The 11,782-nt window shown below is 74.4% G+C and carries 9 protein-coding genes; 5 read left to right on the forward strand and 4 right to left on the reverse strand.

The window, feature by feature from the left end; translation table 11 throughout:
* Positions 1 to 185: 185 nt before the first annotated feature.
* Positions 186 to 1,535 (forward strand): EAL domain-containing protein, encoded by a 1,350-nt coding sequence (locus PYV61_RS12385; RefSeq protein ID WP_275831913.1) that lies wholly within the window; start codon positions 186 to 188, stop codon positions 1,533 to 1,535.
* 67 nt (positions 1,536 to 1,602) lie between these two features.
* Here the strand turns inward: PYV61_RS12385 and PYV61_RS12390 are convergent, their stop codons facing one another.
* Complete coding sequence (locus PYV61_RS12390) at positions 1,603 to 2,430, reverse strand: flagellar motor protein MotB (protein WP_275831915.1); 828 nt, start codon at positions 2,428 to 2,430, stop codon at positions 1,603 to 1,605.
* Positions 2,431 to 2,504: 74 nt separating this feature from the next.
* Positions 2,505 to 2,894 carry a hypothetical protein gene (locus PYV61_RS12395; RefSeq protein ID WP_275831917.1) on the reverse strand — a complete coding sequence of 130 codons (390 nt, stop codon included), beginning with the start codon at positions 2,892 to 2,894 and terminating at the stop codon, positions 2,505 to 2,507.
* Between the two features lie 323 nt (positions 2,895 to 3,217).
* Here PYV61_RS12395 and PYV61_RS12400 point away from each other — a divergent pair, with 323 nt between their 5' ends.
* The gene (locus PYV61_RS12400; protein WP_275831919.1) at positions 3,218 to 6,325 is read left to right on the forward strand and encodes a SusC/RagA family TonB-linked outer membrane protein; all 3,108 of its coding nucleotides are present in this window, start codon (positions 3,218 to 3,220) and stop codon (positions 6,323 to 6,325) included.
* 13 nt (positions 6,326 to 6,338) lie between these two features.
* The gene (locus PYV61_RS12405) at positions 6,339 to 7,736 is read left to right on the forward strand and encodes a hypothetical protein (RefSeq protein WP_275831921.1); all 1,398 of its coding nucleotides are present in this window, start codon (positions 6,339 to 6,341) and stop codon (positions 7,734 to 7,736) included.
* A gap of 191 nt (positions 7,737 to 7,927) precedes the next feature.
* On the opposite strand, the gene PYV61_RS12410 is transcribed toward PYV61_RS12405, so the two are convergent.
* Positions 7,928 to 9,346: an amidohydrolase family protein gene (locus PYV61_RS12410; protein ID WP_275831923.1), complete on the reverse strand. Its 1,419-nt coding sequence runs from the start codon at positions 9,344 to 9,346 to the stop codon at positions 7,928 to 7,930.
* Between the two features lie 61 nt (positions 9,347 to 9,407).
* A complete protein-coding gene (motA, locus tag PYV61_RS12415) occupies positions 9,408 to 10,265 on the reverse strand; it encodes a flagellar motor stator protein MotA (protein WP_275831925.1) in 858 nt (285 codons plus the stop codon).
* 54 nt (positions 10,266 to 10,319) lie between these two features.
* Here motA and PYV61_RS12420 point away from each other — a divergent pair, with 54 nt between their 5' ends.
* Positions 10,320 to 10,979, forward strand: coding sequence for a hypothetical protein (locus PYV61_RS12420; protein ID WP_275831927.1), 660 nt, complete (start codon positions 10,320 to 10,322; stop codon positions 10,977 to 10,979).
* Positions 10,976 to 11,632 (forward strand): class I SAM-dependent methyltransferase, encoded by a 657-nt coding sequence (locus PYV61_RS12425; protein WP_275831929.1) that lies wholly within the window; start codon positions 10,976 to 10,978, stop codon positions 11,630 to 11,632. Before PYV61_RS12420 ends, PYV61_RS12425 begins: the two co-directional genes overlap by 4 nt.
* The last annotated feature ends 150 nt before the right edge of the window (positions 11,633 to 11,782 follow it).

Here is an 11,782-nt window from a genome sequence, read left to right on the forward strand (position 1 = left end):
GGGCGCGTCGGCGGTCCCCCCGCAGGCGGCGGCGAGGAGGAGCAGGGGGAAGGGGGCGGGGCGGGGCGGGCGCATGGCGGGGGCGGGTGCGGGCGGCGCGAGGGGGCAGGCGCTCCTACCCCGGGCGGCCGCGACCGTGCCCTTCCCATGCGTCGGTCGTCCCACCCATACCCCCTGCCGCCCACATGAGCCTGTTCTCCCGCTTCTCCTCGTCCGCCCCGAAGGCGCCCGCGGCGCTCGCGGCGGCCCCGGCGCCGGCCTCGGCCCCGACCGCGGTCGCGACCGCGCCCGCGGCGGACCCGGCGGGGATCCACGACGTCTTCGTCGCCCGGCAGCCCATCTTCGACGAGCGCGACCGGCTGTTCGCGTACGAGCTGCTCTACCGCAGCGGCACGACGCAGAACTTCGCCAACGGCGTGTCGGCCGACCAGATGTGCACCGACACGGTCATCCACGCGCTGCTCAGCATCGGGCTGTCGCCGCTCACCGGCGGCACGCTGGCGTTCGTGAACATGACGCGCGACTTCCTGCTCTCGGGGCAGTACCAGCTCTTCGAGCCGAAGTCGGTCGTCATCGAGCTGCTGGAGTCGGTGGAGCCGGAGCCCGAGGTCATCGCGGCCTGCACGGAGCTGCGCCGCCGCGGCTACACGCTGGCGCTCGACGACTTCGTGAACGCGCCCGGCTACGAGCCGCTGATCCGGCTGGCGCAGATCATCAAGCTCGACGTGCTGAACAAGTCGGAGGCGGAGGTGAAGCGCGCCGCCGACGACCTGCGCAAGTACGGCGTGCGGCTGCTCGCCGAGCGGGTGGAGACGGCCGAGGTGCGCGACATGTGCCGCCGCCACGGCTACACGCTCTTCCAGGGCTACTACTACAGCCGCCCGCAGATCGTCTCGCACCGCGAGCTGAGCGTCGAGCACTCGACGATGGTGCGGCTGCTCAACCTGCTCGAGGACCAGAAGGCGGGCGACGCCGAGATCGAGAACGCCTTCAAGGGCGACCCGTCGCTCTCCTACAAGCTGCTGCGCATCGCCAACTCGGCGGCGTTCGGCGGGCGCGACGTGACGAGCATCGGCTTCGCGCTGCGCATGGTGGGGCGCGCGGTGCTGCACCGCTGGCTGACGGTGCTGCTGGTGTCGTCGGTGGCGTCGAACTCGGGCATCGGGCACGAGCTGGTGCTGGCGGCGCTCGTGCGCGCGCGCCTGGCCGAGCTGGTGGGGGAGCGCACCGGCCGCCGCTCGCAGATGGGCCCCCTCTTCCTCGTCGGCCTCTTCTCGCTGCTCGACGCGCTGCTGCGGATGCCGATGCAGGGGATCCTGGAGCGCATGGCGATCGCGCAGGACGTGAAGGACGCGCTGCTCACGCGCAGCGGCCCGTACGCCGGCACGCTCGCCCTCGTCGAGGCGCAGGAGCGCGGCGACTGGTCCGCCGTCGTCGACGCGGCCGAGTCGGTGGCGCTGACGCCGGCGCAGGTCTCGGGGCTGTACACCGAGGCCCTGGCGTGGGCCGGAGAGCGGACGAGCTCCTGGCGCTGAACGGAGGCGACGCTGCGGGCTGCGGGCTGCGGGTTTCGATCCGCAGCCCGCAGCCCGCAGCGTCTTCCTAGTTGGCGCCCGCCGGCGCGACGGTCGTGGTGTCCCGCTCCGGCAGCCGGCTGTACGGCAGCAGGATCGAGATGCGCCGGTTCTCGGCGGCGGTCGGCTGGTCGGGATTGCGCGGCTGGCGGTCGGCGAGGCCGCGGACCTCGGTGACGCGCGTCGGCGGGAGCCCGCCCGCCTCGAGCACGCGCCGGGCGGCGTTCGCGCGCTCGGCGCTCAGCTCCCAGTTCGAGTAGTTCGCCGTCGTGCCGTAGCGCACCGCGTCGGTGTGCCCCTCGAGCACCACCGGGTTGGTGAGCGAGCGCAGCTCGGGCGCGATCGTCTGCAGCGCGATCACCGCCGCGGGCTTCATCTGCGACGAGCCGACGGGGAAGAACACCTCGCCCGACCCGCTCTCGATCAGCTCGATGCGCAGCCCGTCCTTGGTGACGACGACGTCGACCTTGGCGCCGAGCTTCTTGAGCTGCGCGTTCTCGTCGAGGAGGCGCCGCAACTGCGTGGCCAGCTCGCCGAAGCGGCGCTGCTCGGCCGACCGCACGATCATCTTCACCTGCGTGTCGGCGGCCTTCATCGGGCTGGAGCCCGACGAGATCGGGGAGGCGCCGGCCGACGCGCCCTTCTTGTAGCCCACCGGGTTGGAGAAGTAGCCCTCGATGGCCTGCTTCACCTTCTCGTCCATGCCGAGGATCCACATCACCATGAAGAAGGCCATCATCGCCGTGACGAAGTCGGCGTAGGCGACCTTCCACGACCCTCCGTGGTGGCCTCCTCCGGCGACCTTCTTCTTGCGGACGATGACGATCTTCTTGGCGGCGCCGTTCTGGGCGGACATGGCACGCGGTGGGGGGGACACCCGAGGAACGAGCGAGCCGCCCCCGGGGTCACGCCCCGCCCGGCCCGCGCGCCCTACGGCGTCGCGCCGCCGGTCGGGAGCACGGTCAGCGTGCGCCCGTCGGGAGGGAGGGTGACCACGACCGTGTCGCCCGCGAGGAGCGTCAGCGGCCCGGTGGTCGGCGCCCCCTGCGCGGCCAGCATGCGGGCGACGATCGCGACCGCGCCCCCCGAGCCGGCCGCCGAGCCGCGCAGGATCAGCGTGTCGGTGCGCCCCGACTGCACCGTGCCGATGCGCGACTGGACGCCGCCGCGCGGCACCGCGTAGACGGCGGCCTCGGCGAGCGACTGGTTGCGGAAGATGATCACCGCGGGCGGCTCGGCGGGGCCGGCGCGGCGGGGGCCGCAGCCGGCGGCACTCACGGCGCCGGCGGCGAGGGCGAGGAAGACGGTCGGACGACGCACGGGGCCCTCCAGAGGGTGTCGGCGCCGCGCGGACGGGTGGGACGAACCGCGCGCGCCTCGTCCCGCCGACCCGCGCACCACCCGTGCCGCGCGCGGCCGACCGGCGCGTGCGGCGGGACGAGCCGCGCCCCGGCCGTGGCGGCGCGTCGCCCGCCCCGCGCGGCCGCGCGTTGACGCGCGTTCCCGCGCCGCGCGCCGGATGTGAAAGGTGTCCGCGCGGCGTGACCGGGCCGCGCGCGCCCCGGGTCCCCCCACCCGCAGACGCACCCACGACGCCCCGCGCGCACGCCGCGGGGCGCGGACCCCAACACCCGGACGCCCCCATGACACTCCGCGGCACGAGGCCGCTGCTGGCGCTGCTCGCGCTGGCCGCCGCGCACGCGGCCCCGCTCGCGCGCGCCCACGCGCAGGCGGTCGGCACCATCACCGGCCGGATCACCGACGCGGCCTCCGGCCAGCCCGTCCCCTCGGCGCAGATCCAGATCGTCGGCACCAACCTCGGCGGGCTCGCCAACGCCGAGGGGCGCTACACCGTGCGCAACGTCCCCGCGCGCGCCGTCACCGTGCGCGTCCTGCGCGTCGGCTTCTCGGAGCAGTCGCGCGCCGTCACGCTCGCCGCCGGCGCCACCGAGACGGCCGACTTCGCGCTGCGCCAGGCCACCGCGGTGCTGACGCCCGTCGTCACCACCGCCACCGGCGAGACGCGCCGCGTCGAGGTCGGGAACAACATCGCCACCGTCGACGCGGCCAAGGTCGTGGAGTCGTCGCCGGTCAGCAACCTGTCCGACCTGCTGAACTCGCGCGCCGCCGGCGTGTCGGTCACCAGCGGCACGCAGACGGGGACCGGCTCGCGCGTGCGCATCCGCGGCATCAACTCGCTGTCGCTGGAGAACGACCCGATCTACGTGATCGACGGCGTGCGCATGACGAGCAACCAGGCGTCGGGCTTCAGCACCGGCGGCAACCGCCCCAGCCGCGTCGGCGACCTGAACCCCGAGGAGATCGAGAACATCGAGATCGTGAAGGGGCCGTCGGCGGCGACGCTCTACGGCACCGACGCCGCCAACGGCGTGGTGGTCATCACCACCAAGAAGGGGCGCGCCGGCCGCGCCCAGTGGAACGCGTACGCCGAGGGCGGGCTGATCACCGACCGCAACACGTACCCGACCAACTACACGATCGCCGGCCGCGCGCCCAACACGACCGCCTACCGCGAGTGCACGCTGCCGCAGGTGTCGCGGCGCGAGTGCCTGCTCGACTCGGTGCGCACGTACTCCCCCGTGCACGACCCCGACGCGACCCCGATCGGCACCGGGAACCGGCGCCAGGTGGGGCTCCAGGTGTCGGGCGGCAGCGACGCGGTGCGCTACTTCCTGTCGGCCGAGCGCGAGGACGAGACCGGCCTCCTCGACCTGCCGGCATTCGAGCGCCGCCGCTTCGACTCGACCAACACCACGCTCAACGACTGGACCGAGCGGCCGAACCGCCTCGGAAAGAACAGCTTCCGGCTGAACGTCAACGCGGCGGTGACGCCCAAGCTCGACGCCGCGCTCAGCGTCGGCTACGTGAACTCCGACGCGCGCTTCTCGCTCGAGTCCAACGCGACGGCGGGGCTCGGGTCGCACCTGTTCGGCGGGCCGGGGTACCGCGGCAACGGGAACGTCTCGGGGCTCGGGACGCCGCTCAGCGGCTACCGCCTCTGGACGCCGGGCTACAGCTGGCAGGAGAAGACGTCGCAGGGCGTCGACCGGTTCATCGGCTCGGCGTCGCTGCAGGCGCGCCCGACGTCGTGGCTGCAGCTGCGCGGGATCTTCGGCAGCGACCTGACCGACCGCGTCGACGACAACCTGCTGCTGCGCGGCGAGGGGCCGCCGATCACGGCGGTCTACCGCAACGGCTTCAAGTTCAACCGCCGCGCCAACATCCGGAACCTGACCAGCGACCTGGCGGCGACCGCGTCGTTCTCCCCGCGCTCGTGGCTGACCAGCCGCACGACGACGGGGCTGCAGTACGTGAACTACCGCCTCGACCAGGGGCAGGCCGGCGGCAGCAACCTCCCGCCGGGGACGCAGACCGCCGGGCAGGCCGCCGAGCCCTCGTCGCTCGAGGCCACGGTGCTGCAGAAGACGCTCGGCCTCTACGTCGAGGAGGCGGTCGGCATCCGCGACCGGCTGTTCCTGACGGCCGCCGTGCGCACGGACCAGAACAGCGCGTTCGGCACCGACTTCCAGCGCGTGTTCTACCCGAAGGCGAGCGCGTCGTGGCTGCTCTCGGACGAGGAGTTCTTCCCGACGCCGGCGTGGATGAGCAGCCTGCGCCTGCGCGCCGCCTTCGGCGCCTCGGGCGTGCAGCCGGGCCCGAACGACGCGCTGCGCGTCTTCGACGGCGCGACGCCGAGCGTGCAGGGGACCGACCTGCCGGGCGTCGTCTACAGCGCCATCGGCAACGACGAGCTCCGCCCCGAGCGCACGACCGAGTTCGAGACGGGCTTCGAGACGCGCTTCTTCAACAGCCGCCTCGGGCTCGACCTGACGTACTACAGCAAGATCACCAAGGACGCCCTCATCGCCGCCCGCGTCGCCCCGTCGCTCGGCGCCGCCACCACGGTGCGCCAGAACCTCGGGTCGGTGAAGAACGCCGGGTGGGAGCTGCAGATGAACGCGCAGCTCGTCCAGCGCCGCGCCCTCGGCCTCGACGTGGCGGTCAACGGCTCGATCAACGAGAACAAGCTGGTCTCGCTCGGCAACACGCCGCCGCAGATCGGCACCACCTCGCGCGCCGTCGCGGGCTACCCGCTGTTCGGGCTGTGGGCGCGCCCGATCACCGGCTGGGAGGACAAGAACGGCGACCGGATCCTGACGTACAACGCCGACCCGGCGCTCAACGAGGTGTTCGTCGGCGACTCGGCGATCTTCCGCGGCTACAGCCAGCCCCGCTACATGGCGACGCTGACCACGGGCGTCGACCTGTTCGCGCGCCGCCTGCGCGTGCAGGCGCTGACGGACTACCGCGGCGGCAACAAGTACTACAACAACACGGAGCGCATCCGCTGCGTCAGCCGCGCCAACTGCAACGGGCTGATGAACCCGGACGCCTCGCTCGAGGAGCAGGCGATGGTCGTCGCGACGCGCGACCACCCGTCGCGCACCCTCGACGGCTTCTTCCAGCCGGGCGCCTTCCTGCGCCTGCGCGAGGTCAGCGCGACGTACAACCTGCCGACGTCGCTCGCGCAGCGCATCGGCCGCATCCGCACGCTCAGCCTGACCGGCACGGCGCGCAACCTGGCGCGGTGGACGAACTACCGCGGCACCGACCCGGAGACGGACTACCTCTCCAGCGAGTCGGCGGCCGGCGGCGCCGACGTCCCGCAGGAGTTCCAGACCATCGCGCCCCCGAGCTTCTTCATCCTCCGCCTGAACGTGGGCTTCTGAGATGCCCTCCGACATGACCCGACGCCTCACGCGCGCCGCGGCGCTCGCGGCGCTCCTCGCGGCCCCCCTCGCCTGCAACAACGGGGTCACCGACACCCTCCTCGAGGCGGTCGACCCCGACCTGATCGCGCCGAGCAACCTCCGCTCGGCCGAGGGGGCGCAGGCGGCCTACGTGGGCACCTTCTACCGCTTCAACGCGGCGCTGGCCGGCCAGAACGCCGACACGGTCGGCTCGTTCCTCTGGGGCGGCCTGCTCGCCGACGAGTGGTCGACGAGCTCCACCTACGTCCAGAACGACGAGACGGACGCGCGCTCGATCCAGCTCGACAACACGGTGCTCACGCGCAACTTCCGCGCGCTGGCCCGCGTGCGCACCTCCACCAACCAGGCGATCGCGCTGCTGCGCGAGTTCCGCCCGACCGAGACGGTGAAGGTCGCCGAGATGTACCTGCAGCGCGGCTTCGCCGAGCTGCAGCTGGCCAGCGACTACTGCAACGGGATCCCGCTGAGCGACGCCGCGGGCGACGCGCCGGTGTTCGGCGCGCCGACCCCGGTGGCCGAGGTCTTCGCGGTGGCGATCGCGTCGTTCGACAGCGCGCTCGCGCTGGCCGGCGGCACCGACGCGGCCGCGCAGCGGATCAACCGCGCGGCGCGCGTGGCCAAGGCGCGCGCGCTGCTGGGGCTCAACCGCGTCGCCGACGCCGCGGCGCTGGTCTCCGCCACGGCGGTGCCGACGAGCTTCAGCTACAACATGTCGTTCTCGCTGGCCAGCCAGGCCAACAACATCTGGGGGCAGGGGGTCAGCAACCGGCGCTTCACGGTCGGCGACAGCGTCGAGGGGAACGCGCGCAACCTGCTCGTGCGCAACGCGATCCCGTTCTTCTCGGCGCGCGACCCGCGCGTCCCGGTGGCCTACACCGTGTCCGCCAACCAGCGCGACACGACCAAGGGGCAGGACGGCTCGATCTACTCGCGCACGACCGCGATCTACGACCGCTTCACCGACGTCCCCGTCGCCAACGGGCTCGACGCGCGGCTGATCGAGGCCGAGGCGCGGCTGGCGGCGAACGACGTCCCGGGGATGCTGGCGATCCTGAACGCGCTGCGGGCCGCCCCGCCGCAGCTCGGGACGATCACCCCGGCCGCGCTCCCGGCGCTCGCCACGCCCGCGTCGCGCGACGCCGCGCTCGACCTGCTGTTCCGCGAGAAGGCGTTCTGGACGTTCAGCCGCGGCCAGCGCCTCGGCGACCTGCGCCGCCTCGTGCGCTTCTACGGCCGCACGCCCGAGACCACCTTCCCGGTCGGCCAGTTCTACCGCGGCGGCCAGTACGGCGCCGACGTGAACCTCCCGATCCCGACCGACGAGCTGGTGAACCCGAACTTCACCGGCTGCATCGACCGCAGGGCGTGAGGCGGGGTGAGGCGAAGACCGGGGTGAGGCGTAGATCGGGATGAGGCGTGGATCGGGATGAGGCGTGAATCGGGGTACCGCGAACCCACCGGCTCTGGCCGGGCAGGTTCGCCGTACCCCGGTTTCCGCAGTACCCCGGTGTTCGCCGTACCCCGATCTACGCCCTATCCCGATCTACGCCCCACCCCGATCTACGCCCCACCCCCGACTCGCCGCGTCGCCTTCGCCACCATCGCCTCCAGCTCCGCCCGCGGCAGCCACCGCCCCCCGACCGCCACCCCCGCGATCCGCGTCGTGTTGCGCACGTCCGCCCGCGGGTCGCCGTCGAGCAGCACCAGGTCGGCCCGCCGCCCCGCCGCGATCGTCCCCCACTCCGCCGCCTCGCCGAGGTACTCGGCGGGCGCGCGCGTCGCGGCGGCGAGCGCCTGGTAGGGCGTGAGCCCCGCCGCGACCAGCGCCTGCAGCTCGCGGTGCAGCCCGAAGCCGTACACGTGGAACCACTCCGGCGTGTCGGAGCCGGCGAGGATGCGCCCGCCCGAGTCCGCGATCGCCTTCACCAGCCGGTTGCGCGCCGCGACGTAGCGGCGCCGGCGCGCCTCGGTGCGCACCTCGGCGTTGGCCGCGGTCCAGTAGCGCGCCTCCGCGCGCAGGTAGAGCGCGCGCGGCGCCGCGGGCCAGAGCACGAAGTCGGGGCGCGCCCGCACCTCGGCGGAGTCCTGCCCGGTGCCGAACGCCGAGTTGAAGACCGCCAGCGTCGGCCCGATCCACGCCCCCGCGCGCGCCGTGGCGCCGGCCAGCGAGTCGAGCGTGCGGTCCTCGAGCGCGTCGAGCGTCGGCCAGCGGTCGAGGCGGAAGACGCCGCCCTGCGTGAGGCTGGGGCGCCCGAGCGCCGCCTCGAGGTAGCCGTCGAGGTGCTCGAGCTGCTGCCCCTTCCGCAGCGCGCGGGCGAGCGGCACCGGGTCCTCGACGTGGCCCACGACGCGGATGCGCCGGCGCGCCGCCTCGTCGACGATCGCCTCGTACGCCGGGAGCGTGAGCCCCGAGGTGAGCTTCACGCAGTCGAAGCCGGCCGCCGCCGCCTCGGCGACCGCGGCGCGCGCCTGCTCGGGCGTCGTGACCACGCGCGCGTTGGCGGCCTCGCGTCCGGTGAGCTGCGGGCTCGCCACCCGCAGGCGCGGGCCGAGCACGCGGCCGGCGGCGACGTCGCGGCGGAGCGCGAGGTGCTCGGGCGTGCCGATCATGAGGCGCGCCGTGGTGACGCCGTTGGCGACCATCACCCCCAGCTCGTCGGCGGCCAGCGAGTCGGGCGTCGCGTCGTCGGAGAAGAGGTGCGTGTGCATGTCGGCGAGCCCGGGGACGAGCCACTTCCCCCGCCCGTCGACGACGCGCGTTCCCGCGGGCACGCGCACCGCCGCCGACGGCCCGACCGCGGTCACGCGCCCGTCTCGCACGAGCACCGTGTGGTCGCGCAGCACCGTGTCGGCGGTCATCGGCACGACGTGCACGCCCGTGACCGCGAGCGCGGCGCCGGGCCGCCCGTCGCCCGTCTGCGCGCCGGCGGCGGTCGCCCACGCGAGCGCCGCCGCCGTCCCGATCCTCAGTCCTCGCATCGCTCCCCCCGGGTGTGGTGCGGGGGAATGTGCACCCGCCCGGCCCGGGCGTCAGCCGGCCCTACGCCGCCTTCTTGCGCGTCAGCTGTTCGAGTTCCGCAAAGGTCGGGCGCTCGTGCGGGTCGATGTTGCGGCGCGCGAACTCGACCGCCGTCATCGGGGCGTCGCCGCGGGCGAACGACAGCAGCGCCGTGCGGATGCAGCACATGTAGGCGTGCTCCGCCTTCACGCGCGCCTGGATGGCCGTCGCGATCGGGCCGATGATCCCGTAGGCGAGCAGGATGCCGATGAACGTCCCGACGAGCGCGGCGGCCACCTTCTCGCCGATCTCGCTGGCGGCGCCGCCGATCGAGCCCATCGTGATGATCACGCCGAGCACCGCGGCCACGATCCCGAAGCCGGGCATCGCGTCGCCGACGGTGGTGATGGCGTGCGGGACGTGCATGTTCGCCTCGTGCTGCTGGTCGAGGTCGATGTCGAGGATCTCGGCGAGGTTGTGGTCCTCGACCGCGCCGGTGAGCAGCACCTTCAGCGTGTCGGCGAGCAGCGCCACCGCGTGGTGGTTGGCCGAGAACGCCGGGTACTTGGTGAAGATGTCGCTCTTCTCCGGCTCCTCGATGTGCGACTCGAGGCCGACCAGCCCGTCCTTGCGCGCCTTCTGGAAGATGTCGTAGAGGACCTGCAGCAGCTCGCTGTACGCCGTCTTGGAGAACGGGTTGGGCTTGAGCAGGCCGAGCGTGGCGGCGAACGACGCCTTGAGGGTGCCGATCCCGTTCGCGACAATGAAGGCGCCCAGGCCGGCGCCCCCGATGATGATGAACTCGGTGGGCTGCCAGAGGACCCCGACCTTGCCGTGGTGCATCACGTAGCCACCGATGACGCTTCCGATGACGACGAGCAGGCCGATGATGGTGAACACGACGGGGGCGGCAGTGAGGGCGTACGCCGGGCCCGCTCCTCGGGCCCTCCGGTCGTGAGTATCGACCGGTCCCCCCCGGATCTGGACCGCGCCCCCGACGCGCCGTGGGTGCGGCGGGCCGCGGCGCGCGACGCGGTGCTGCGCGGGCTGGTCCACGCCCTCAGCAACCGCGTCGGGACGGTGTCGGCGGTGGCCTCGATGCTCGACCCCGGGGCGCCGGCGGCCGCCGCCGCGACCGCGATGCTGCAGGGGGAGGCCGAGCGGCTGGAGGCGCTGCTCGAGGAGTTCCGCCGCTTCGCCGGCGAGCCGGGGGGCGGGGCGGAGCCGCTCCACCTCCCCGACCTGGTCGCGCTGGCCGCCGCGCTGCACGCGCACCACCCGATGCTGCGCGACGTCCCGTGCGCGCTCCCGAACGCCGACGCGCTCCCCCCGGCCTACGCCGACCCGGCCGCGGTGCTCGACGCGCTGCTGGTCGCGCTCGACGCGGCCAAGGGCGCCGCGGGGGCCGACGGCGTGCGGATCGCCGCGACGACCGACGCCGACGCGCTGCGCCTGCGCGTCGCCCCCGTCGAGCCGGACGCGCCCCCCGACGCGACGCTGACCTGGGCGCTCGTCGGCGGGGCGGGGGAGGGGGGGGTCGGCCCGGTCGGCGGCGGCGTCACCCTCCCCACGCTCGGCGCCGCGCGCCGCGTCGGCGGGACGGGGGGCGCGTGAGCGGCGCGAGCGAGGGGAGCGGCGGGAGCGGCGCGAGCGGGGGCCGCTTCGGCCCCGACCCGCAGGCGTTCTTCGCCGACGTGTACCGCCAGCCGGCGCCGTGGGACGTCGGCGCGGCGCAGCCCGCGCTCGCCGCGCAGCTCGAGGCGTACCCCCCGGCCGGCGCGGCGCTCGACGTCGGCTGCGGGACGGGCGACCTCGCGATCTGGCTGGCGCGGCGCGGGCTCGACGTGCTGGGCGTCGACTTCGTCGCCGCGGCGGTGGACGAGGCCCGCGCCCGCGCCGCCGCGCTCCCCGGCGACGCGGCCGGGCGGCTCGCGTTCGAGGTCGGCGACGCGCTCCGCCCGTCGGCGCTCGGCGCGGCGGTCGGCGCCGTGCTCGACTCGGGGTTCCTGCACCTGTTCGACCACGCGCAGCGCGACCGCTTCGTCGACGACCTCGCGCGCGCGCTGGCGCCCGGGGGGCGCTACTACCTGCTGGCGTTCGCGGTGACCTTCCCCGCCGAGCACGTGCCGCTGCAGGTGGACGCCGAGGAGGTCCACGCGCGCTTTCCCGCCGCGGCGGGGTGGCGCGTGCTGGCGTGCGAGCCGGCGGAGTTCCTGAGCCGCGTGGGGCCCGTGCCGGCGCTGCGCGCCTGCGTCGAGCGCGCGTGACGCGCCCGCCGGCCGGCCGCCTGCTGGTCGCGCTGCTGTTCGGGGCGCTGGCGCTGAACGCGTGGGTGCAGGTCGCGCTCGCCCCGCTCGGGCGCACCGCCGAGCCGCCGCCGCTGAACGCGCTGCAGCTGCTCGTCGGCGCCGGCGCCA

This window comes from Roseisolibacter sp. H3M3-2, from assembly GCF_029211165.1.
Lineage (GTDB): Bacteria > Gemmatimonadota > Gemmatimonadetes > Gemmatimonadales > Gemmatimonadaceae > Roseisolibacter.